The following is a 22,412-nucleotide window of genomic DNA, read 5'->3' as shown; positions in this document are numbered from 1 at the left end:
TTCTGATCCTGATGCATTCCTTGACGCAATTGTTCCGCTGACCGGTTTCCCTCGAGGGGGAAGCTCGCGCGTCCGATGGCGACGCGGGGTCGGCGGCGGATCGGGAACCGCCGCAGTCTCTCGCGATCCCGTCGGGCGCGCGTTTCGCGCGTTCAGACGCGCCGCCGCAGCCTCAGGCGCAGAGCGACGGCTCGTTGCGCCGGACCGACGCAATGACGCGCGCGGCCGACGACAGGAGCGGCGCGATTTCCGCGAGACCGGCCTCCGCCGGAACCACGCGCGTCGCCTCGAGCAACGGCAGCGTCTCTTCGGGCAATGCGCCGCAGGCCACGAGACGCCGAAGATCGGCGTCCTCGTCGTCCACTGCGGCCCAGTCCTCGCCGCGCGCCGCCAGCAAGGCCTGCGCCGCAGTGCGCAGCGCGCGCGACAACAGAGTCGGCGCTTCTTCCGGAAAGCCGCCTTCGGCGAGCGTCTTCGCCATGCGCAGCGCGCGGTCGGCCTCGGCCATGGCGTCGCCGCCGCGACGCTGCGCGGGCGCTGCGCCTTCGCGCGGGAGCGCGGGCGAGCGGTGGAGCTCGCGCGCCTCGCCGGCGAAGCGCAGCAGTCCCGCCTCCGCCATGCGCCGCATCGCGCGCCAAGTCCGCAGATCCATGACGTCGACCGCCAGCGCCTCCAGCGCCGCGACGCGCGCGGTCTCGGCGGCGAGCGCCTCCTCCTCGACGTCGAGCACGACGATGAGACGCGCGACGCCGTCCGCGCTGCGCCGCTCCTCGACGAGCAGCGTCCGCTCGCCGAAGCGGCGCACGAGCTCGTCGACGAAGAGCTCCTGCGCCGAGACGACGCGCGGCGCGATGCGCGGCCGCTCCATCATCGCCTGCATGCGCTCGATGAAGGCGGCGCGGCCGGAGGGCATTTTGAGCGCGGAGAGATCGCCCTCGCCGTCGAGCACGCCGTCGGCGAGCGCCTGCTTCTGGCCGATGAGATGCAGGATATTGTGCTCGATCGTCGCTTCCGCGACCAGATTGACGACGCTCACCGAACGCTGCTGGTTCTTGCGCCAGGCGCGGGCGACGCGCTGCTCGAATTTCGCCGGATTCCACGGCAGGTCGACATTGACGACGGCGCTCGCGACCTGGAGATTGAGGCCGACGCCGCCGCTGTCGGTCGACAGGAACAGCCGGCAGGCCGGATCGCGCTTGAAGCGGTTGATCTCGGCGCGCCGGCGCTCCTGCGTCAGCGAGCCGGTATGCCAGGCGGCTTCGACGCCCATCTCGGCGGCGAGCTCGCGAACCATCGTCAGCATGCGCTCCCATTCCGAGAAGACGATGATCTTGCGGCTCTCGTCCTCGAGCAATTCGCCGAGGATCTTCTCCAGCTCCTCGAGCTTGGGAGAGACGCGGCAGGCGGGATCGAGGATCGCCGGCGTGTCGCAGACCATGCGCATGCAGGCGAGCAATTGTTGCAGGCGGTCGAACTCCTCCTGCCGCAGCGGACGCGTGCGCGCCTTGGCGATGAGCTGCGCGGCGGGAATGCTGTAATCCTCGTAACGGAGCTTCTGCTCCTCGCACATCGGAACGAGATAGGTCTTGATCGTGCGGCCGGGCAGCTCCTTCTCCACTTCGGCCTTGCGGCGGCGCAGCATCAAGGGCGCGACGCGCTCGCGCAGCAGTGCGAGATTCTTGTAGTCGACCGGCCGTCCGCGCTCGTCGAGCTCGTAGAAGTCGCGGTTGAAGCGGAACAGCGGGCCGAGCGCCTCCGGATCGAGATATTGGACGATCGAATAGAGCTCGTCGATGCGGTTCTCGATCGGCGTTCCGGTGAGCACGAAGGCATGAGGCGCGCGCAGCGCCTTCACCTGGCGCGCGGTCTTGGTGCGCCAGTTCTTGATGCGCTGCGCCTCGTCGAGCACGACGACGTCGGGCGCGAGCAGGCGCATGATGTCGTCGGCGTCGCTCGCCACCTGCTCGTAATTGACGACGGTGAAGAAGAAGGGCGCGCCGCCATAGGCCGCGAGCCGCTGCACGCGCGATCCGAACACGAGGCGGCAGGCGCGCCCGCTGAAGCGCGCGATCTGCTCTTCCCATTCCGCTTTCAGCGAGGTCGGACAGACGACGAGGACCTTCGTGATTCCCTTGCGGCGGGCCAGCAGTTCGCAGGCGGCGATGGCCTGGATGGTCTTGCCGAGGCCCATGTCGTCGGCGAGCAAAGCGCGTTCGCCGAAGGCGAGATGGATCGCGCCGGCCTGCTGATAGGGCAGCAGCGGATGGGTGAGAATGTCGAGCGTCTCGCGCCCGGCGGCGAGATCGGCGCGAAAGGCGGCGGCTGCGTCGACGCGCGCGCGATCGCGCCGCGCCCGCTCGATCCATTGCGCAAAGCTGCGTGAGACGCGCAAGCGAACGCGCACGCTCTCCGGCGCCTCGGCGACCTTCTCGACGAGGCGCGCCATCTCTTCCGGGTCCGCTTTCGGCCGGCCGTCCGGTTCGAGAAAAGGCGCGAGCCATTCGCGAGCCTGCGCGACGCCGGCGTCGTCGTCCGCCGAGGGCCAGAGGATCGCGGGCGTCGCTTCCCCGCGACGGTCGAGAAAAACCTCGACGAAGGGGCTTCCCTCCGCCGCCGCCGCGCGGAAGGCGCGGCTCTTTCCGCGCCGCAGGGCGAAAAGCGCGCCTTCGATGTGCTTGCAGGTTCCGAGGCCGTTCACCGCATGGTCGACGCAGCCGCAGGAGTTGACGAGCGCCGAAAGGCTCCGGATCTCCGCCTCATAGGCCCGTCCGCCCGCCGAGCCGACGCGGAAATCGCCGAAGAAGCCGGGCTCCGGCGCCAGCGCGACGACCTCGCCGATCTCCGTCTGCCCGCGCCATCGCCGAACGGCAATCTCATCGTCGTCGCTGGTGCGCCAGCCGGCCGCTGCAACCCGTTCGAGCACGGCTTTCGCTTTGCCTTTGCGTGTTTTCGTCGCCTCCTCGCCGCGGCGGGCGCCGCGCTTGCGGCTGGAGGTCCCGGTCGTCGCTCTGGTCTTGCCGGCCATTGTGCTCGATCTCCGCCGACGATCCGCGCGAGAGTCGCGAATCGCCTGCGCAGAGGATCGGCAGGCCGCAGAGCTCGCGCAACCGTCAGAGCGCGGCGCGCACAGTTTTCGCTTTCGTCACCAGCCGGCGATGCGCGTGCAGGAGCCGTTCGCCTCGAAGCCGTAGCGCGCGCCGCAGGCATAGGCCGTCGGCGGCTCGCCCGTGCGCTCGAACAAGTCGTAGCCTTCCTTCAGATTATGCCAGAAGCCGGCCCATTTCTGATGCTCCGGCGGGACCGCCCACAGATTGGTCCAATCGCCGCGCGTCTCTTTGGCGATTGTTTCGTCGGTCAGGCGGAAGGGAAAGATATGCACGGGCACGTCGTGCTGGCCGCCGTGCAGCGCCGCCTCCACGAAGCCGTAGATCTCGTCGATGACCTTGTCGGTCATGGCGAAGCAGCCGACCGATTTGCAGGCGCCATGCACCATGAGCGCGCCGCCGGTGCGGCCGTTCTGGCGGTCATAGGCGTTGGGAAAGCCGATATTGAAGGCGCGATGATAGGCGGAGTTCGGATTGAGCTGGCGCGCCGACACGCTGTAGAATCCTTCCGGCGACTGATAATCGCCGGAGCGCAGCTTCGGCCCGAGCCGGCCGGACCATTTGCAGATCGGATAGGTCCTGTAGAGCGAATAGCGGCCGTCGCGCTTCAGCCATAATTCGAGCTCGCCCTCCTTCTTGAAGATGCGCACATAGGCGGCGGCGCCGAGGCGGAAATTGCCGTCCTCGCGGCGGGGCAGCGGCGCCGGCGCGTCGCTTGCCGGCAGAAGCGAGGCGAGGGAGATCGTCGGCGCCGGCCGGGCGGTTTCCGGCGCCGTTGCGGCCGTCGCGCCCTGCGGCTCGGCGAGCGCCACGAATTCACGCGGACGCGCCGGCGGTTGCGGCGCAATCACCTCGATATAGCCGAGAGAGGCGAATTCCATCGGCCGCGCCGGCGGCAATGGCGCGGCGGCGGAAGGCTCCGGCGAGGCGATGCGCTCGAGGGCGGCGACAGCGGCCGCCGGCCGTCGGGGGCCCAAATTCTGCAGCAGCGCGCCATGAGGCGCGCCGACGGGAGGGGAGCCAGCCTCGCCCATATCCGCGCGGCTGATCGACATGAGGTCGGCGGGCGGGGCGGGGCGCGCGTCGTCGATAGGCGCGTTCCAGGCGAGAGCCGCGAACATGCACGCCTCCACGAGGCCGAACGACAGAGCGACGGCCAGCAGGAAGAGGCGCGGCTTGCTGGTCCTCATGGGAACCCGTTACGACGAAACCCGATCGACACGACGCATTACAGAACCCGAACAAGGCAAACAAAAGGCTAATGCGAGACGAGAGGTCTCGCGCCTCAATGGCCTTCGAAGGAGACGAGCTTGCGCACCGGCACGCCGAGCGCCTCGATTTTCCTGGCGCCGCCGAGATCGGGCAGGTCGATCACGAAGCAGGCGGCGACGACCTCCGCGCCGATCTGCTGCAGGAGCTTGATCGCGCCCTCCGCCGTGCCGCCGGTGGCGATGAGGTCGTCGACCAGAATGACGCGCTCGCCCGCGGCGACGGCGTCCTCGTGCACCTCCATCTCGTCGACGCCATATTCGAGCGAATAGGCGATGCGCACGGTCGTATGCGGCAGCTTGCCCTTCTTGCGCACCGGCACGAAGCCCGCCGACAATTGATGCGCCACGGCGCCGCCTAGGATGAATCCGCGCGCCTCTATGCCCGCCACCTTGTCGATCTTGGTTCCGGCCCAGGGCTGCACCAGCTCGTCGACGGCGCGGCGGAACGCCTTGGCGTCGCCGAGCAGCGTCGTGATGTCGCGGAACATGATGCCGGGCTTGGGGTAGTCGGGAATGGTGCGGATGGCGGATGCGAGCGGCATGTTCGAAACTCTGCGGGTGGTGACGGTCACGCCGATTCATAGCGCAATCGCGCGAGGAAAGACATCCGACCTTCGGGCGCGCCTGCAGAACGCCCGGATGACGCCATTTCGCCGCCGCCATCGCCCGCGAGATTCGCGCCGTCACTGATCCAGGGGGATTTTCTCATGGCTTCTTTTCGATTCGGGCGCGTTCTCGTGGTCGGAGCCGGCGCGCTCCTCGCCGGGACGATCGCCTATGAAGCGCTCTCTGTCGCGCTCGCGCGCTCCGACACGCCGCGCTTGTTCGCGCCCTACGAGGCCGCCACCGACAATGGCGCGAAGCCGCCGTCCGAACTTTCGAGCGAGCGGATCGAGACGCTGCTCGAAGTGCAGGACCCGGAATTCTGGACGCGCGACGACGGCGTCGACTGGGCCGCGCCGCTCGCGACGACGGTCGCGCAATCTGTGGTCAAGAAGCTCTATTTCGAGAACTTCGAGCCGGGTTTCGCGAAAATTCGCCAGACGCTCATCGCGCAATTCGCCGTCGGGCCGCTCGCCTCGAAGAACGCGCAGCTCGCCGCCTTCATCGACGTGAATGGACTGCAATCCGCAGCGCGCAAATGGTTCGGCAAGCCGCTCGCCGATTTGAACGACGACGAGTTTCTTTCTCTCGTCGCCACCAACAATAATCCACGGGACTACGCCCCCGGCACGCCGGCCAACGCCGAGCGCGTGCGCCGCATCGAGAAGTATCTCGCGGGCTTGTGCCAGCGACGCGGGCTTACGGATGTGTGGCTCGAGAGCTGCGCCGAGCCCCCGGCGTAAGGCTATTTCGGCGTGAGGCGCCAGAGCGTGCGCACATGCGCCTCGAGACGCTCCAGTCCCGGCCGGACGGCGACCGAGGCGGCCGCTTCCGCCGCCATTCCGCGCGCCGCCTTCGGAGACGCATAGGCCATGGGCGCGCTCTGCCCGGCGTCGATCTCGACGAGATCGCCGAGCTTCATCGCCGCGCCCTCGGCGAGCAGCCGCGCGCGCTTTTGCGCATTGGCGACCGCCCGGCCGAGCAGCGCGTCCTCGCGCTCGGCGCGGTCGCTCACGCGAAAGGCGACGCCCTCGAGCTGGTTGGCGTGCGTCGACAAGAGCTTCGTGACGAGATCGCCGACATGCTCGATGTCGCTCGTGGTGACGACGAGCTGCGTCGAGGCGCGAAAGCCGGCGAGCGTCTGCTTGACGATCTGCGTCTTCGGCTCGCGCGCCTCTGCGTAGATCGGCGTCACCTCGACGCTCGTCGTCTTCACGTCCTTGCGCGCAATCCCCGCCGCTTCGATCTCCTGCGTCAGCCCCGACGACTGGCGCGCGAGCGCGGCGGTCGCTTCCGCCGCGGTCGGCTTTTCGGCGAAGACGCCGAGCGTGACGTCGGCGCGATCCGGCTCGACCTCCTGGGTCGCCGATCCGCGCACCTCGACGACGGGAAAATCCCTGATCGGCCCGCCGCTCTGCGCGAGCGCCGGCGACGCCAGGATCAGGCAGGCGAGAAGCGGAAGTTTACGCATGACGGCCTCCAGACCGAGCAAAGCTCGCGCATGAGCGCAGCGTCAATTCGGCGCGCCGTTCACGCGCGCCACGATAACGCCGAGCTTGGCGAGAAGCTGGGGATCGCGCGCGTCGGGCGCGGTCAATATGGCGTTGTCGAGCGCCCGATCCGAGCCGATGGGGCAGGGCTCGTGCTCCTTCGGAAAATCGGCGAGCAGGCGCGCCAAAAGGCGGCTCGCCTTGTCGGCGTTGGCGCGCACGACCTCGATGACCGCCGCGACGTCCACGTCGTCGTGCTCGGGATGCCAGCAGTCGAAATCGGTCACCATGGCGATGGTCGCGTAAGAGAGCTCGGCCTCGCGCGCGAGCTTGGCTTCCGGCATCGCCGTCATGCCGATCACGTCATAGCCCGCCGCCTTGTAGGTCAGCGATTCCGCATAGGAGGAGAATTGTGGACCCTCCATGCAGACATAGGTCCCGCCCTTTGTCGCGGCGATGCTCTCCGCCTCCGCCGCCGCGGCGATTCGCGCCGCGAGCAGAGGCGCGACTGGATGCGCCATCGACACATGCGCGACGCAGCCATTGCCGAAGAAGGAGGATTGCCGGCCGAAAGTGCGGTCGACGAATTGATCCGGCAGCACGAAGAGTCCCGGATAAAGCTCCGATTTGAACGAGCCGCAGGCCGAGACCGAGACGAGATCTGTGACGCCCGCCTGCTTCAGCGCGAAAATATTCGCCCGATAATTGATGCCGGACGGCGAGAGGACATGCCCGCGTCCATGGCGCGGCAGGAATACGACCTCGGTCTCTCCCACCTCGCCGAAATGCAGCGCGTCGGACGGATCGCCCCAGGGCGTCGCGACCCGCTCCTCGCGAATGTTGTGCAGCCCGGGCAGGTGATAGACGCCCGAGCCCCCGATGATGCCGACCACCGCGCGCGCCATTTCGAACTTCCCTCCGACGTCTCTTCGAACTCTCACTTCGCAGTGCCATGCGCGTTGCAAAGGCGCAAGCGCCGCGCCGCTCCGTGGCGCGATGCGGTCGACGGTCAGGCGCGTCGATCGGGTCTATAATTCGCTTCGACCACGGCCTCGGAAACGAAGACGAAATTGGCTCGACGCATATAGGGGCGCCCGGAAAAAGCGGCCTCGCTCGCCATCTCGTAGATGTGGAACACGCTATAGTCGAGCGACTCCAGCAGAGCTTTCATTTTTTCGAATGGAACATGGCGTCTGTTACGTAAATTCATCGACGCCTCTACTTCGACCAGACCGATGGCTTGGGCGGATAACATTCCCGCAAAGCCGAGAAGGACATCCATGTCGAGGCCTTCCGTATCGATCTTGAGATAATCGATATGCTCGATCTTGCTTCGTTTGCAAAACTGATCGCCGGTCGAGATATCGACCGTATCGACAGAGAGTTTCGCATTCCTGGCGGGTTTCGAGACGCTGTTGTGCAGAGCGCCCGGCGCGTTCGTGATTTCGACCTGTCCCGAATGCTTGCCCAATGCGAGGTTGTAGGGCGTGATGGATGAGATGTGGCCGACATTTTCCTTCAACATTTCGAATGTCGACCGCACGGGCTCGAATGAGTAGATTGTCGCATCGGGAAACTCCTCGTGCATTTCACGAGCAGACTGCCCGATATTCGCGCCGACATCGAAAACGACCTCGATCGGCGTAGCCCAGAGATGCTCCCGCACGAGCGGGAACAATGAGCGAGACTTCCGCATTTGGGCCCTGGTCGTGACGAAATGATAAAATGGACTGACGTTCGCTGCGGCGATATGCGGATGCGCTCTCGAATAGGCGGCGGTCGAGAAGATCCGATTGGGTTCGAACCCTTCGCGCCAGCCGATCGTCAAATAATGCTCCAATGCCGATTCGATCGGAACCGAATAGAGTTTGCTATAGAAGCGCCGATCGAATTCTGGCTCGATCACGCGGCGCTGCACATCGAGGAGATCCTGCTCGGATTCGGGGAATCTGCGCAGATCGGCGTCGTTCTCGTGCTGTGAATAGTGCCGCAGAGGATTTTCCGACAGATGGCCGTCCAGATTGCGATCTTTGTAAAAAAGTGTATGAAACGAGGAGGATGGGTTGCGGCCCTCGCGCCAGCCATGATTGTCGAAGTGAAAATACGGGTCTATGCCGGCGTTCGCGACATCCGGATAGGCGTTCAAATAATATTTAGCGTCGAAATAACTCCTTTCGTCACGGCGTAGCCGGAATATTCGTGAAAAAATCCGCAACATTTCTTTGATGCTTTCGCTTCTCACCGTAAAAACGCTCGGGGCTCCAGTCTCTGCGTAGCTGCGGAGGTCGACAGGTTCTCGTCGATTCAGACGCTCCAGATTGTTCCACGCTTCCCGCTCGCGCGTTCGGAGGCGCTACGATCTGGATTTCGTTCACCCGCATTCGAGCGGCGTCGGATACCACGGACAGCGCTTTGCCGACAAATCCCGCCATGATCGACGAGCGGCGCCTCGCTGCGAATGAGAATCTTTCCAACGGCGAGGTGGAAGGCGCTCATCCGATCGACCGGGCGGTCGTATCGTGTGCGGCGGCGATCGCTCGATCTCGATTCGGAGCTGCGCGCGCCCGGTTGCGCCCGCTCGGGCTCGCCAGAGGCGGAGCCATTGGTCGCCGGCGCGGGGGAGTGGCGTTTTTTTGGGCGGCGCGGAAAACTGCCCGCCGCGCGATCGCCACAGGGTTGCGCCGCAAAATGGTCCGTGTTAGGGGACGGGCGCCTTGGAGCTTTGGCGTCGCCGCCTTCGCTCCTTCCCCCGACAATACGTTGTTCGAGGCCATTGCGGGACCCTTCGCAACCTTCTCGCGCGCAATGCGCGCGAGCCGCTTCGAACGACGTCGATCCGAGAGTGAGACCCAAGTGGCTTCAGGCGGAGACGATCTTTCCGGAGTAGCGGGCCGATATGCGTCGGCTCTGTTCGATCTCGCGACGGAGCGGGGCTCGGCCGACGAGGTGGCGCGAGCGCTCGCCGAGTTCGGCGCGCTGATCGACGAGAGCGCCGATCTGAAGCGGCTCGTGAAGAGCCCGGTGTTCTCTGCCGAAGAGCAGATCAAGGCGCTCGGCCCCATTCTCGCCGGCGCCGAGATCTCCGGGATCGCCGCCAATTTCATCAGGCTCGTTGCTTCCAAGCGCCGCCTGTTCGTCCTCCCCGACATGATCGCCGCCTACAAGAAGCTGCATGACGTCTCCAAGGGGCTCGTGCGCGCCGAGGTGACGGCGGCGGCGGCGCTCGCCGATCATCACGAGAGCGCATTGCGCGAGGCGCTCGCCGGCGTCACCGGCGGCAAGACCGTCGATCTCGACGTGAAGGTCGATCCGACGATCATCGGCGGCCTCGTCGTCAAGATCGGTTCGCGCATGGTCGACGCCTCGCTGAAGACCAAGCTCAACTCCATTCGCACACGCATGAAAGAGGTCGGCTGATGGCTATCCGCGCCGCAGAGATTTCCGCGATCCTCAAGAACGAGATCGCCAATTTCGGCAATGAGGCCGAAGTCACCGAGGTCGGTCAGGTCCTCTCCGTCGGCGACGGCATCGCCCGCGTCTACGGCCTCGACAATGTGCAGGCCGGCGAGACTGTCCAGTTCGAGAACGGCGTCACCGGCATGGCGCTCAACCTCGAGAGCGACAATGTCGGCGTCGTCATCTTCGGCTCCGACCGCGACATCAAGGAAGGCCAGACCGTCAAGCGCACCGGCGCGATCGTCGACGTTCCGGTCGGCAGGGCGCTGCTCGGCCGCGTCGTCGACGCGCTCGGCAATCCGATCGACGGCAAGGGCCCGATCAACGCCGAGACGCGCGCTCGCGTCGACGTGAAGGCGCCCGGCATCATTCCGCGCAAGTCGGTGCACGAGCCGATGGCGACCGGCCTCAAGGCGATCGACGCGCTGATCCCGATCGGCCGCGGCCAGCGCGAGCTCATCATCGGCGACCGCCAGACCGGCAAGACGGCGGTCGCGCTCGATACGATCCTGAACCAGAAGTCGTTGAACGACGGCGACGACGAGAAGGCGAAGCTCTACTGCGTCTATGTCGCGGTGGGCCAGAAGCGCTCCACCGTCGCCCAATTCGTGAAGGTGCTGGAGGAGCGCGGCGCGCTCGACTATTCGATCATCGTCGCGGCCACCGCCTCCGATCCGGCGCCGATGCAGTTCCTGGCGCCCTTCGCCGGCTGCGCCATGGGCGAGTATTTCCGCGACAACGGCCTGCACGCCGTGATCGTCTACGACGACCTCTCCAAGCAGGCCGTCGCCTATCGCCAGATGTCGTTGCTGCTGCGCCGTCCGCCGGGACGCGAAGCCTATCCGGGCGACGTGTTCTATCTGCACTCCCGCCTGCTCGAGCGCGCCGCCAAGCTCAACGACGACCGCGGCGCCGGCTCGCTGACCGCCCTGCCGATCATCGAAACGCAGGCCAACGACGTTTCGGCGTACATCCCGACGAACGTCATCTCGATCACCGACGGCCAGATCTTCCTCGAGACAGACCTCTTCTATCAGGGCGTCCGCCCGGCGGTGAACGTCGGCCTCTCGGTGTCGCGCGTCGGCTCGGCCGCGCAGACCAAGGCGACGAAGAAGGTCGCCGGCAAGATCAAGGGCGAACTCGCGCAATATCGCGAGATGGCGGCCTTCGCGCAGTTCGGCTCCGATCTCGACGCAGTGACGCAGCGCCTCCTGAACCGTGGCGCGCGCCTGACCGAGCTCTTGAAGCAGCCGCAGTTCTCGCCGCTGAAGATGGAAGAGCAGACGGCGGTGATCTATGCCGGCGTCAACGGCTATCTCGATCCGCTGCCGGTGGGTCGCGTGCGCGCCTTCGAGGACGGGCTGCTCACGCTGCTGCGGACGCAGCATGCGAATATCCTCGAGACGATCCGCACGACGAAGGATCTGCCGGACGCGACGGCCGCGGAGCTCAAGAGCGTGCTCGACGCCTACGCGAAGTCCTTCGCCTGACGCACGCAACCAAGGACCGCAAACGATGGCCCGTCATTGCGAGCGAAGCGAAGCAATCCAGAGCCGCGGGGCGACTCCTGGTTTGCTTCGTCGCTCCGCTCCTCGCAATGACGAAGGCGCGGGTCCGGTCGGAATGAAACGGGTTCTCTCATGCCGTCGTTGAAGGATCTTCGAAACCGCATATCTTCCGTCAAGGCGACGCAGAAGATCACCAAGGCGATGCAGATGGTCGCGGCCGCCAAGCTGCGCCGCGCCCAGGCCGCCGCCGAGGCGGCGCGTCCCTATGCCGAGCGCATCGAGAAGGTGCTGGCCAATCTCGCGGGCGGCGTCTCCTCGGGCGCGCCGCTGCTGCTCGCCGGCAATGGGCGTGACGAGACGCATCTGCTGATCGTCGCCACCGCCGAGCGCGGACTCTGCGGCGCATTCAACTCCTCGATCGTGCGTCTCGCCCGCGAGCATATCAATCGTCTGCAAGGGCAGGGCAAGACGGTCAAGATTCTCTGCGTCGGCAAGAAGGGCTATGACCAGCTCCGCCGCAATTACGAGAAAAACATCTTGGAGCTCGTCGAGCTGCGCGGCTTGCGCCAGATCGGCTTCGACAACGGCGACGCGATCGGCCGCAAGGTGATCGACCTGTTCGAGCGCGGCGAGTTCGACGTCGCGACGCTGTTCTTCTCGCAGTTCAAATCGGTGATCGCGCAGATTCCGACGGCGCAGCAGCTCATCCCGGCGCAAATTCCGGTCAATGAGAACGCCGAAGCCGCGGCCGGCGCGCAGCCGTCCTATGAATACGAGCCCGGCCAGGACGAGATTCTGACTGTGCTGCTGCCGCGCAACATATCGGTGCAGATCTTCCGCGCATTGCTCGAGAACGCGGCGTCCGAGCAGGGCGCGCGCATGAGCGCGATGGACAACGCCACGCGCAACGCCGGCGACATGATCAAGAAGCAGACGACGCTCTACAATCGTTCGCGCCAGGCGATCATCACCAAGGAACTCATCGAGATCATCTCGGGCGCCGAGGCGCTCTGACTTAGAACAACAGTCGAGAGGACGAGACAATGGCTACCCCCACGACCACGGGTCACATCACGCAGGTGATCGGCGCTGTCGTCGACGTGAAGTTCGACGGTCATCTGCCGGAGATCCTGAACGCGCTGGAGACCACCAATCAGGGCGCGCGCCTCGTCCTCGAAGTCGCGCAGCATCTCGGCGAGAGCTCTGTGCGCACCATCGCCATGGATTCGACCGAGGGCCTCGTGCGCGGCCAGGCGGTGACAGACACCGGCGCGCCGATCTCGGTTCCGGTCGGCGACGAGATGCTCGGCCGCATCATCAATGTGATCGGCGAACCGGTCGACGAGGCCGGCCCGATCGTGACCGCGACAAGGCGCGCCATCCACCAGCCGGCGCCGTCCTATGCCGAGCAGGCGACAGAGGCGCAGATCCTCGAGACCGGCATCAAGGTCGTCGACCTGCTCGCGCCTTACGCCAAGGGCGGCAAGATCGGCCTGTTCGGCGGCGCGGGCGTCGGCAAGACCGTCATCATCATGGAGCTCATCAACAATATCGCCAAGGCGCACGGCGGCTATTCCGTCTTCGCCGGCGTCGGCGAGCGCACGCGCGAGGGCAACGACCTCTATCACGAGATGATCGAGGGCGGCGTCAACAAGAAGCCCGAGAACGGCTCCGCCGCCGGCTCCAAGGCCGCGCTGGTCTATGGCCAGATGAACGAGCCCCCGGGAGCCCGCGCCCGCGTCGCCCTGACCGGCCTCACCGTCGCCGAGGACTTCCGCGACAAGGGCCAGGACGTGCTGTTCTTCGTCGACAACATCTTCCGCTTCACCCAGGCGGGCTCGGAAGTGTCGGCGCTGCTCGGCCGCATTCCGTCGGCGGTGGGCTATCAGCCGACGCTCGCCACCGACATGGGCGCGCTGCAGGAGCGCATCACGACGACGACCAAGGGCTCGATCACCTCGGTGCAGGCCATCTACGTGCCGGCCGACGACCTGACCGACCCGGCGCCGGCCACCTCCTTCGCCCATCTCGACGCGACGACGGTGCTCAACCGCGCCATCGCCGAGAAGGGCATTTATCCGGCCGTCGATCCGCTCGACTCGACTTCGCGCATGCTCTCTCCGGCCATTGTCGGCGAGGAGCATTACGAGGTCGCGCGCAAGGTGCAGTCGACGCTGCAGCGCTATAAGTCGCTGCAGGACATCATCGCAATTCTGGGCATGGACGAGCTTTCGGAAGAGGACAAGCTGACCGTGGCGCGCGCCCGCAAGATCGAGCGTTTCCTGTCGCAGCCCTTCCACGTCGCCGAAGTGTTCACCGGCGCGCCGGGCAAGCTCGTCGCGCTCGCCGACACGATCAAGGGCTTCAAGGGCCTCGTCGAGGGCCAGTACGATCATCTCCCCGAGGCCGCCTTCTACATGGTCGGCACCATCGAGGAAGCGGTCGAGAAGGCCGCCAAGCTCGCCAAGGAAGCGGCTTGATCCGAGAACAGATAGAGGCAGGAAGCCCGCCATGGCCACGTTCCATTTCGAGCTCGTCTCTCCCGAGAAGCTCCTCTTCTCGGGAGAGGTCGAGGCCGTCGTCGCGCCCGGCGCGGACGGCCAGTTCACCGTGCTGAAGGATCATGCGCCGCTGATGACGGTGCTGAAACCCGGCGTCGTCGAGATCGACGAGGCGGGCAAGAAGGACAAATTATTCGTGCGCGGCGGCTTCGCCGATGTGGGGCAGAGCGGCTTCACCATTCTCGCCGAATATGCGATTCCGGTGGCCGAACTCGACGCCGCCAAGATCGACGCGGACATCAAGAATGCGAGTGAGGATGTCGCCGACGCGAAGTCCGACGAGGCGCGGCGCTTGGCGGCCGAGAAGCTCGATCAGCTCAAGGAGCTGAAGGCGGCGCTGGGGCTGTAAGAGTAAGCAAGAATCTCGACGCGCGTCCCTTCTCCCGCTGTGCGCACGGCTGTCCGGGGAAAGTCGGGCACAGGCTCTCTCGAGTTGTCCGGGGGATACCCAGCGGGGGGCGGCCTGATATTTTGGCGGTGGCCGCTCGAGCCTTCCGATCGGCCGCCGCTCGAACAGGAACCTGCCGGCGAGCTCCGAAAACCGCAGGTGCGGCGGCTCGACGTCGTGACGGTGGGCGGCGATGCGCAGCAGCACGAAGGCGATCATCGCCGCGATGAGCTGCAGCCGCACGGCGTTCTCGTTCTCGCCGAGGAACTTGCGGATGTCGAGATGCTGCTCGATCCAGCGGAACAGCAGTTCGATGCTCCAGCGCGCCTTGTAGAGCGCGGCGATCTCGACCGCCGAACGGCGTCATGTCGTTGGTGAGCACGACGATCTCCTGCGACTTGCCGTCCTTCATTCCCCCAGACAACCGTGCCGCCTGCGAGAGAAGGATCGCGCCCCTTGTCGAGATCAGCGCGTCCAATGCTCGAGAAGATGGGCGGCGAGCAGCCAGGCGAGGCCGAAGAAGGCCGCCGCGCCCGCGCCCTGAGCGAGGAACAGAACCGACCGATAGGCCGATTCGCTCAGGCTCGGCGTCGCGCGCCGCGGGACGGCGGCGCGCGGCGCCTCGGCGGCGAAGGCGCGGGCGCCGCCCCTTCCGGCGAAATCGAAGGCGAGGGCGCGCTCGCGCTCCACCAGGCGATGCGCGATATATTCGGTGATCGCGTCGACCAGAGTGGCGACATTCTCGCTCTCGCCGATGGTGACGCGGCCGTGGCGCGTGTCCTGGAGGAAGCGATAGACGCGGCGGTCGCGCCCCATCTCGACGAAACCGACATGGTCGATGAAGAGGCGCGGACGTTCGCCATGGGTGAGGCCAACGTCGAACAGATCGCAATCCCTCGGCACTTGCGCGAGCACCGGCGCGAGATGGTCGCGCAATATCTCCAGCCGGGCGACCTCGGCTTCGCGCAGATCGGCGAGCACGTCGGAGCGTTCCGCATTGGCGAGACGGGCGCGCCGCAGCGCGCCGGTCAGATTGGCGATCCGCGCCTCTTTATTCTCGGACGCGGGCTCGGCGCGCGCGCCGGCGGCGACCCGCGCCCGTGGGGCGCGCCGCTCCGCGAGGGCCGCCGCGGCGGAGGACTCGCTCATTGCGGCTCCCGGGCCGCGCCGTTCGGATTCGTCCATCTCGCTCATTCGCACGGAGGGCCGCATGGCGCATCCTGGACATTATAGCCTGTCGTGCGTCGCTGGCGACCGGAAAGCGTCGCCGAGAGACGCACGCCGCGGGATCGCGGGCATGGCGCAGGATCGCGAGCGATTCTTGCGTTTCTGGATCGAGATAGCGGACAAAACATGGCGATAGGCGCGTGCACGGCGGCGTCGCCTCGGTGAAAACGCTTATTGCGCCGACAGATTCTCGTCCTGCGGCGGGGAGGGTCGACTTTTGCCGCTCCATCCGGCAAGTCTCAGCGACAGCGCGCGGCTGCGATTCCGACCTCGGCGCCGGCAGCGGCCCGAGCGCAAGTTGGAGAATTCTCTATGGCGCTATTCGACGTCGGCCCGTCCTTCGCGATGGGGCGCTTGGAGCGCTTCGCCGCGGGAATCGTCTGCGCGGCTGTCGCGGCCTTCGAGGTCGGCGGGGGGTGGGATCGTCTGGTCGTCGCCGGCTTTTTCGCCGCGACGGCGGTCCATCTACTCCGTCCGGCCGCCGGCCGTCTGCGTCAGGGCGTCGATCTCGCGCTCGATTTCGCCGCGGTCGGCGCGTTCGCCCTTCTCTGCGACCCTGCCGGCGTTCTGTGGCGGGCGCCGGCGCGGCTCGACCAATTGTTCACGCTGACGCCGGTCGGAGCGAGCGTCGCTGCAGCGCTCTATCTCGCGGGCGTCGCCGTCGCGCCTCGCGCCTCGCGCTTCGCCATGCGCGCGGCGCTGTTCGGGCTTCCGTTCCTATTCTGTCTGCTGATTGCGCTCGGCTCGCCGGTGATCGGCGAGTTGGGCGGCGCGCTGTTCCTCGGCTTCGGCGCCCCGGAGCGGCTCCGCGTCGTCGTCGGTCGCACTCTGGTCCTGTTCCTGCTGAACGAGGCGGTGATCGTCGGCGCGCCGCTGGCGCTCGGCCGTTATCTTCCGCACCAATGGCGCCCGCACGGCGTGCTCTCGCTCGCGGCGCTGATCGCCGCGCTCACGCCCGAGATCGCGAGCCTCGCCTCGACCCCCTATGTCGCGTCTCTGCCGGGCCCCGTGGCCGTCGTCGCAGCCGCCGCGCTCGCCGCCGCCGCCCAGGCCGGCCTCTGGGGCGAGACCTATCTCGTCACCCAGTCCATGGCGGGAATGCTGCGCGGAACGCCCTCGCTGCCGGTGATCGTGTTCAACGACTGGCGCACCGGCGCCGCCAAGGGCGCCGTCTATGGCCTCGTCTTCATGGCGCTGCTGCTCGTCGTGGGGCTCGTCGTGTCCTTTCCGCCGGCGCTCGCCGTAATCGCCGCCTCGGGCCCGATCGGCGGCGCGATCTTCGGCGCCGCGGCCTATCCGCTGGCGCGCGCCATCGTCGAGAGCACGGATTCGACGCCGCCCTTCTTCGCGCGCCTCCGGCTCGAATATCGGCGCGTCGAGAATTTCCCCCGCGGACTCGTCGCCGGCGCCGCGGTCGGAGCAGCGCTGCTCGTCGCTCTGCCGGATCAGGGCGGCGGCGCGCGCTTCCTGTTCGGCGCCGCCGCCGGCGCGCTGGCCTATGCGGGCGTCGACGCGGCCTTCGATTTCTATGCGTTGATGAACGACCGCCGCCAGCATTTGCGCAGCTGGCGCGTCTATGCGCTCGGCGCTCTGCTCGGGGGCCTCGTCGGCGGCGCGATCGGCTGGTATCTCGACGCCGGCCAGGTGAAGACGATCACCGACAAGTTCTTCGCCTATATCGCGCTGAGCTATTCCGCGGAGGGCCGTCCGCTCGACGCCTATGTGATCCGGCCGCTGTTCTCGAAATGGGGCGCGACCGATCTCGGCGCCGTCGACGGCGGCGTGCGCCTCTTCTTCGACGAGTCGCTCTCGGGCGTCATCCAATGGGTGTTCGCGGCGCCTCTGTTCTCGATCAATCTGTTCTTCCTCACGGCGCTGGTGAAGCGGAGCCTCGCGCCCTTGCGGCAACTCGCGAGCTGGGAAGGTCTCGACATGCTGATCGAGAACGCCGTGCGCGTGCTGCGCTGGGGCCTGTGGATGGCGCCGGTCATCTATTCCTTCCTCAAGGCTGCGCCGGATCCGACCTGGTACAATCAGGACGGCCTCATCCGCACGGGCGTCGCCGCCTGGATGAGCTATGTGCTGCCGGATCAGGACTTCCGCGCCTGGAGCCTCGACATCTTCACCGCTCTGCTCGCCTATGACGTCGTGCGCGTGGTGATCTGGTTCGATCACATGGGGCTGCGCGTCGCGACGCTCGTCAATCTCTCCTTCGTCGGCGGCGACGCAGCGGACGAGAGCGCGGCGCGCTTCATCGGCAAGGCGCAGAAGAGCCGGGCGATCCCGGAAGGACTCCGCCGTTTCGGCACCTGGGCGCCGCTCCTGTTGCCCTTCTACATTCCACGCGGGGCGGAATGGGATTCCGCCTGGAGCGCCGCCGAGCGCATGTCGACTCTGCGGCCGCCCTCCTACGCCTATCTCTTCGGCGGCTATCTCGCCTATGCGGCGCTGCTCGCGCTGGCGCTCGTCGTCTTCCTGCTCATGCAGCTGGCGCGCGCCGGCAAATTACCGCTCGAAGGCGTCACCGGCCGCGGCGGCGTCCCGGGATCCAAGCCCTTCGAGCTCACCAACGGCCTCGCCGCCAGCCAGTGGTTCGAGGACGGGCAGGGCGCGATGCGCATCGAGGGCGTCGCACGCGGCGGTCCGCCGATCGATCTGACGCGCCGTCCCGACGACCCGGCCCATCCGCGCGGCCGCTTCCTGTTCTTTCGCGAGGAGGGCGGCGAGCTGTGGTCGCTGGGCTCCGCGCCGACCTGCACCCGCTGCGAGAAGATCTCGCTCGAGAGCGAAGGCTGCACCTTCCTCTACGTCCTCAGCGAGCAGAACGGCTTCGCGATCGAGGCGAAGATCTCGCTCGCGCCGGACGAAGCGGTCGAGACCACGCGCCTGCGTCTCGTCGATCTCGAGCGGCGCCCGCGCCGGCTGACGCTCGCGACCTTGCGCGAATGGGTGCTGAACGAGACCGGCGTCGAGCAGCGCGACGCGGCCTATAACGCCATCCACATCGGCACATGGTTCGTCGGCGCGCTCGATGCGGTCATCGCGCAGAACCGGCTGCTGAAGGGCGGCGCGCGCCGCGACGTCGACCGGCGCCTGTCGCCCGAGGTCGGCTTTCACGCGATCGGCGCGGGCGAAGGGACAAATCTGCGCGTCATCGGCTATGAGGACGTGAAGGCGCGCTTCTACGGGCTGGGCCCCGCCGGCGCGCCCGACAGCCTGCTCGACGGCGCGGCCGCGCGCGAGCGCTCCGACGAGGGCCTGCTTTATGGCTTCGAGCCGATCGCGAGCCTGCGCGTGGAGCTCGAGATCGCGCCGGGCGGCGCGGCGGAGATCGTCATCGTCGATGGCTGGGCCGAGGACATACGCGCCGCCGCGCGCGCGATCGCGAAGCATCTCGGACGCGAAGGCGTCGATTTCGACGCGGTGGAGACGGCGCTCGCCAAGAGGCGCGGCGTCATTCATCCGACGCCGCCGGCCGAGCATCGCTATCGCTTCGCCGAGGACGGCCGCAGCCTCACGCTGACGCCCGACACGCCGCGCACTTACGCGCATGTGATCGCCAACGCCTTCGGCCAGGGCGCCGTGCTCGGCAATCATGGCGACATTTATTCCTTTCACGGCAATTCACGGCTCAACGCCCTGACGCCGTTCCGCATGGGCGAGGGCCGCATGGCCCCGGCCGGACAGGCGATTTATGTCTACGACCTCGCGCGTCAGGACCCGCATGCGGCGACCTTCGTTCCGCTGCGCAGGCGCGACGCGCGTTATGAAGTCGTCTACGGACTCGGCTATGCGATCTATCGCGCGCATCGTGACGGGCTCGATCTCGAGCTCACCGTTTTCGTCGCGCCGAACGAGCCGGTGGAATACAGGCTGCTGCGCATCTGCAACCGCCGCGACCACGAGCGGCTGCTGCAGATCGTGCCGATGATGGAGATGGTGCTCGCCGAGACGCCGAACGACAGTCTCGGCCGTGTCGAGGCGATCGTCGGCGACGACAAGCGCGCGCTCTACTTTCGCAATCCGAGCAATAATTTCGTCGACGGCTGGGCCTTCGTCTCGACCTCGCTTGCGGCGGAGTTCGCAGAGACGTCGCGCCGCCGCTTCCTCGGTCACGAGAGTCGCGATCCGACGCTTCCCTATATGGTCGAGCACGGCCACCCCGACGCCGGCGCGCCAGAGCACGAGCGCAAGGTGGCGAGCTTCGCCGGGACGATCGACGCGCCGGCGGAGGGCGAGGCGCTGGTCGTCGTCGCGCTCGGTCAGACGCGTTCGCTCGAAGTGTCGAAAGCGCTCGCCGCCCGCGCGCGCGATCCGTCGTACGCCTTGCAGGCTTTCGAAGAGTCGCGGCGCGCCTGGGACGAGCGGCTCGGCGTGTTGCGGATAAAGACCAACCGTCCCGAATTCGATCGGCTCGTCAACGATTGGCTGCCCTATCAGCTGCTCGCCTCGCGCCTCTGGGGCCGCACGGGCCCGGCCCAGCGCTCCGGCGCGACCGGCTACCGCGATCAGCTGCAGGACGTGCTGCCGCTCATTCATCTCGCGCCCGAGCTCGCGCGCGCGCAGATCTTGAAACATGCGGCGCATCAGTTCATCGAGGGCGACGCGGTCAAATGGTGGCACGACGCCCCGGGCGGCGGTTGCGGCATCGCCGATCGCACCCATGCCTCGGACCCGCATTTATGGTTGCCGTACCTGACCATTCGCTATGTGGCGGGCACGGGCGACTTCGCCATTCTCGACGCTGTCGAAACCTTCCTCGAGGCGGAGCCGACGCCGCCCGATCGCGAAGGCCATGCGAGCGTGCCGCTGACCTCGCGCGACAAGGACGATCTTCTCGGCCATTGCGCGCGGGCGATCGACTTCACGCTCGATCGTTTCGGCGCCCATGGACTGCCGCTGATGGGCGCGGGCGATTGGGACGACGGGCTCAACCTGCTCGGCGCGCAGGGGCGCGGCGAGAGCGTCTGGGTCGGCTTCTTCCTGCACGGCGTTCTCGCCGACATCGCGCCTTTGTTCGAAGCGCGCGGGCAAGCGGAGCGGGCGGCGCGCTATCGCGAGCGTGCGCAGGCGCTGCGCGCCGCGCTCGACGCCTGCTGGCGCGGCGACCGCTATCTGCGCGCCTATGCCGACGACGGACGCGAGGTGGCGCCGATGAGCGCCATGACGGCCTCCTGGCCCGTGCTGTCCGGCGCCGTCGATTTCGCGCGCGGAAAGGAGGCTCTGGACGCCGCGCTGGCGCAGCTCGCGCGGCCCGACCGCATTCTTCTGGTGACGCCGCATTTCGACGAGAATTCGAGCCCTTATCCGGGCCGCAGCGCGGAATATCCGCCGGGCGTGCGCGAGAACGGCGGCCAATATTCGCATGGCGTCTCCTGGCTCGTCGACGCGCTGACGCGGCTCGCGGTCGACGCGGCGACGCATGGGGAGAGCGCGGAGGCCCGAGCTTTGTTCGCGCGCGCTTTCGACTCCTGGGTGGCGATCTCGCCGCTCTCCAAGCTGCAGACTCCCGCGCAGGCCGATATCTACGGCCTGGCGCCGCATCAGCAACCGGCCGACGTCTACGACGGGCCGGGCTATGACGGCCGCGGCGGCTGGGCTTGGTACACGGGCGCCGCGGCGCGCATGCTGTCGGCCGCCTATGCGCTGCTCGGCCTCGAGATGATCGACGGACGACTGCGCCTGCGCCCCGACGCCTTCGACGCCAAAGGCGAACTGCGGCTCGAGAGCGTGACCTACAAGGGCGAGAAATTCGAAGGGTGACGGAAAGAACGGAACGCGTTCGAAAGACCCTCGCGCCGGCTCCCGCCGTCGACGGATTGTGTTTGCCCGCAAGACGAAATTGAAGATATCATGGCCCGGCGCGGTTCGAAGACGTCATATGAACCGACGACGATTTGAACCGACGACGATTTTGTTTCAGCGAGTGTTGGAGAGAGATCATGACTTTGTTGCGAGTGGGCGCAAAGGGGCCGAAGGTGGTCGAGATCCAGGAAGCGCTTCAGAAAAACGGCTTCGACCCCGGCCTCGTCGATGGAGACTTCGGTCCCGGCACGGAGGCGGCAGTCATCGCATTTCAGCAGAGCGAGGGACTGACACCGGACGGGATTGTCGGGCCGCTGACGTCGATCGCGCTCGGGCTCTCGACCGACACAGAGGCCGAGGCGGTTTCCAAGCTCCTTCGAGACGCCACCGGCTCGGTCACCGTGGAAGTCGTCTCCAAGATTTTTCCGGACGCTCATCTCGGCAACATCAAGACGCATTTGCCGAAAATTCTTTCCGCGCTCAACGAGTTCGGGATCGGCGACAGGGGCATGATCCTCGTCGCCCTCGCCACCATCCGCGCGGAAACCGCCGGCTTCACGCCGATCAGTGAATTCAAGTCCAAATACAATACGTCCCCGAACGGCCATCCTTTCGACCTCTACGACAATCGCAAGGATCTCGGCAATCGCGGCGCGCCGGATGGAGCGGCTTTCAAGGGACGCGGCTTCGTGCAACTCACGGGACGTTTCAACTATACGAAATTCGACCAGGTGCTCGGTCTGGAGGGGAAGCTGGTGTCCAATCCCGATCTGGCCAACGATCCCGAAATAGCGGCGAAATTGTTGGCCGCCTTTCTCAAGTCCGCGGAAGGACGGATTCGATCGGCTCTTCGGAGGGACGACCTGCTGGACGCGCGGAGGACGGTGAACGGCGGAAGGCACGGTTATGATCGATTCAGGGAAGCCTATCTGACGGGCAGGTCGCTGGTCGGTTGAGGCGGATCGCCGAAATGCGCCATACGATCGTTCCGTGTGACAT

Annotated in this window: 15 protein-coding genes and 1 pseudogene; 8 read left to right on the top strand and 8 right to left on the bottom strand. The window is 66.7% G+C overall.

Annotation, left to right across the window (positions count from 1 at the left end):
* Positions 1 to 172: 172 nt before the first annotated feature.
* The 3 genes from AC6IW9_RS17815 to AC6IW9_RS17805 all read right to left on the bottom strand — a co-directional run bounded on the left by AC6IW9_RS17815 (position 173) and on the right by AC6IW9_RS17805 (position 4,917).
* Positions 173 to 3,025: a DEAD/DEAH box helicase gene (locus AC6IW9_RS17815; protein WP_497765598.1), complete on the bottom strand. Its 2,853-nt coding sequence runs from the start codon at positions 3,023 to 3,025 to the stop codon at positions 173 to 175.
* 117 nt (positions 3,026 to 3,142) lie between these two features.
* Positions 3,143 to 4,294, bottom strand: coding sequence for a L,D-transpeptidase family protein (locus tag AC6IW9_RS17810; protein ID WP_497765595.1), 1,152 nt, complete (start codon positions 4,292 to 4,294; stop codon positions 3,143 to 3,145).
* Between the two features lie 95 nt (positions 4,295 to 4,389).
* A complete protein-coding gene (locus AC6IW9_RS17805) occupies positions 4,390 to 4,917 on the bottom strand; it encodes an adenine phosphoribosyltransferase (protein ID WP_497765592.1) in 528 nt (175 codons plus the stop codon).
* A 165-nt stretch (positions 4,918 to 5,082) separates the two neighbouring features.
* On the opposite strand from AC6IW9_RS17805, the gene AC6IW9_RS17800 reads away from it, so the two are divergent.
* A complete protein-coding gene (locus AC6IW9_RS17800) occupies positions 5,083 to 5,721 on the top strand; it encodes a transglycosylase domain-containing protein (protein ID WP_497765589.1) in 639 nt (212 codons plus the stop codon).
* A gap of 2 nt (positions 5,722 to 5,723) precedes the next feature.
* Here AC6IW9_RS17800 and AC6IW9_RS17795 read toward each other — a convergent pair whose 3' ends face one another.
* The 3 genes from AC6IW9_RS17795 to AC6IW9_RS17785 form a co-directional block, all read right to left on the bottom strand.
* A complete protein-coding gene (locus tag AC6IW9_RS17795) occupies positions 5,724 to 6,449 on the bottom strand; it encodes an SIMPL domain-containing protein (RefSeq protein ID WP_497765587.1) in 726 nt (241 codons plus the stop codon).
* Positions 6,450 to 6,491: 42 nt separating this feature from the next.
* The gene (locus AC6IW9_RS17790) at positions 6,492 to 7,373 is read right to left on the bottom strand and encodes an S-methyl-5'-thioadenosine phosphorylase (RefSeq protein WP_497765584.1); all 882 of its coding nucleotides are present in this window, start codon (positions 7,371 to 7,373) and stop codon (positions 6,492 to 6,494) included.
* Between the two features lie 104 nt (positions 7,374 to 7,477).
* A complete protein-coding gene (locus AC6IW9_RS17785; RefSeq protein ID WP_497765582.1) occupies positions 7,478 to 8,614 on the bottom strand; it encodes an FkbM family methyltransferase in 1,137 nt (378 codons plus the stop codon).
* 659 nt (positions 8,615 to 9,273) lie between these two features.
* On the opposite strand from AC6IW9_RS17785, the gene AC6IW9_RS17780 reads away from it, so the two are divergent.
* The 5 genes from AC6IW9_RS17780 (at position 9,274) to AC6IW9_RS17760 (ending at position 14,342) form a co-directional block, all read left to right on the top strand.
* A complete protein-coding gene (locus AC6IW9_RS17780; RefSeq protein WP_497772552.1) occupies positions 9,274 to 9,885 on the top strand; it encodes a F0F1 ATP synthase subunit delta in 612 nt (203 codons plus the stop codon).
* A complete protein-coding gene (atpA, locus tag AC6IW9_RS17775; protein ID WP_497765579.1) occupies positions 9,885 to 11,414 on the top strand; it encodes a F0F1 ATP synthase subunit alpha in 1,530 nt (509 codons plus the stop codon). The genes AC6IW9_RS17780 and atpA overlap by 1 nt, the downstream gene beginning before the upstream one ends.
* Before the next feature lie 150 nt (positions 11,415 to 11,564).
* Positions 11,565 to 12,446, top strand: a complete 882-nt coding sequence (locus tag AC6IW9_RS17770; RefSeq protein ID WP_497765576.1) for a F0F1 ATP synthase subunit gamma — start codon at positions 11,565 to 11,567, stop codon at positions 12,444 to 12,446.
* A 29-nt stretch (positions 12,447 to 12,475) separates the two neighbouring features.
* Positions 12,476 to 13,912: a F0F1 ATP synthase subunit beta gene (gene atpD, locus AC6IW9_RS17765; protein WP_497765574.1), complete on the top strand. Its 1,437-nt coding sequence runs from the start codon at positions 12,476 to 12,478 to the stop codon at positions 13,910 to 13,912.
* 31 nt (positions 13,913 to 13,943) lie between these two features.
* On the top strand, positions 13,944 to 14,342 hold the full coding sequence (locus tag AC6IW9_RS17760; protein WP_497765572.1) for a F0F1 ATP synthase subunit epsilon: 399 nt from the start codon (positions 13,944 to 13,946) through the stop codon (positions 14,340 to 14,342).
* A 179-nt stretch (positions 14,343 to 14,521) separates the two neighbouring features.
* Here AC6IW9_RS17760 and AC6IW9_RS17755 read toward each other — a convergent pair.
* Positions 14,522 to 14,769: pseudogene (locus tag AC6IW9_RS17755) on the bottom strand (transposase); the annotation flags it as partial.
* Positions 14,770 to 14,846: 77 nt separating this feature from the next.
* Positions 14,847 to 15,530, bottom strand: coding sequence for a hypothetical protein (locus AC6IW9_RS17750; protein WP_497765568.1), 684 nt, complete (start codon positions 15,528 to 15,530; stop codon positions 14,847 to 14,849).
* A 390-nt stretch (positions 15,531 to 15,920) separates the two neighbouring features.
* On the opposite strand from AC6IW9_RS17750, the gene AC6IW9_RS17745 reads away from it, so the two are divergent.
* Both AC6IW9_RS17745 and AC6IW9_RS17740 read left to right on the top strand, forming a co-directional pair.
* Positions 15,921 to 21,371, top strand: coding sequence for a GH36-type glycosyl hydrolase domain-containing protein (locus tag AC6IW9_RS17745; RefSeq protein WP_497765565.1), 5,451 nt, complete (start codon positions 15,921 to 15,923; stop codon positions 21,369 to 21,371).
* Between the two features lie 179 nt (positions 21,372 to 21,550).
* Positions 21,551 to 22,369 (top strand): peptidoglycan-binding protein, encoded by an 819-nt coding sequence (locus tag AC6IW9_RS17740; RefSeq protein WP_497765562.1) that lies wholly within the window; start codon positions 21,551 to 21,553, stop codon positions 22,367 to 22,369.
* The last annotated feature ends 43 nt before the right edge of the window (positions 22,370 to 22,412 follow it).

Source organism: Methylosinus sp. shoA, from assembly GCF_059718125.1.
The sequence above is the reverse complement of the archived record's forward strand: the minus strand, read 5'-3'. Positions and strand labels throughout refer to the sequence as shown.

Coding starts and splice junctions, on each gene's coding strand:
- AC6IW9_RS17740 (WP_497765562.1), top strand. CDS start 21,551: ATGACTTTGTTGCGAGTGGGCGCAAAGGGGCCGAAGGTGGTCGAGATC.
- AC6IW9_RS17800 (WP_497765589.1), top strand. CDS start 5,083: ATGGCTTCTTTTCGATTCGGGCGCGTTCTCGTGGTCGGAGCCGGCGCG.
- AC6IW9_RS17745 (WP_497765565.1), top strand. CDS start 15,921: ATGGCGCTATTCGACGTCGGCCCGTCCTTCGCGATGGGGCGCTTGGAG.
- AC6IW9_RS17795 (WP_497765587.1), bottom strand. CDS start 6,449: ATGCGTAAACTTCCGCTTCTCGCCTGCCTGATCCTGGCGTCGCCGGCG.
- AC6IW9_RS17780 (WP_497772552.1), top strand. CDS start 9,274: ATGCGCGCGAGCCGCTTCGAACGACGTCGATCCGAGAGTGAGACCCAA.
- AC6IW9_RS17750 (WP_497765568.1), bottom strand. CDS start 15,530: ATGAGCGAGTCCTCCGCCGCGGCGGCCCTCGCGGAGCGGCGCGCCCCA.
- AC6IW9_RS17790 (WP_497765584.1), bottom strand. CDS start 7,373: ATGGCGCGCGCGGTGGTCGGCATCATCGGGGGCTCGGGCGTCTATCAC.
- AC6IW9_RS17815 (WP_497765598.1), bottom strand. CDS start 3,025: ATGGCCGGCAAGACCAGAGCGACGACCGGGACCTCCAGCCGCAAGCGC.
- atpA (WP_497765579.1), top strand. CDS start 9,885: ATGGCTATCCGCGCCGCAGAGATTTCCGCGATCCTCAAGAACGAGATC.
- atpD (WP_497765574.1), top strand. CDS start 12,476: ATGGCTACCCCCACGACCACGGGTCACATCACGCAGGTGATCGGCGCT.
- AC6IW9_RS17810 (WP_497765595.1), bottom strand. CDS start 4,294: ATGAGGACCAGCAAGCCGCGCCTCTTCCTGCTGGCCGTCGCTCTGTCG.
- AC6IW9_RS17760 (WP_497765572.1), top strand. CDS start 13,944: ATGGCCACGTTCCATTTCGAGCTCGTCTCTCCCGAGAAGCTCCTCTTC.
- AC6IW9_RS17805 (WP_497765592.1), bottom strand. CDS start 4,917: ATGCCGCTCGCATCCGCCATCCGCACCATTCCCGACTACCCCAAGCCC.
- AC6IW9_RS17770 (WP_497765576.1), top strand. CDS start 11,565: ATGCCGTCGTTGAAGGATCTTCGAAACCGCATATCTTCCGTCAAGGCG.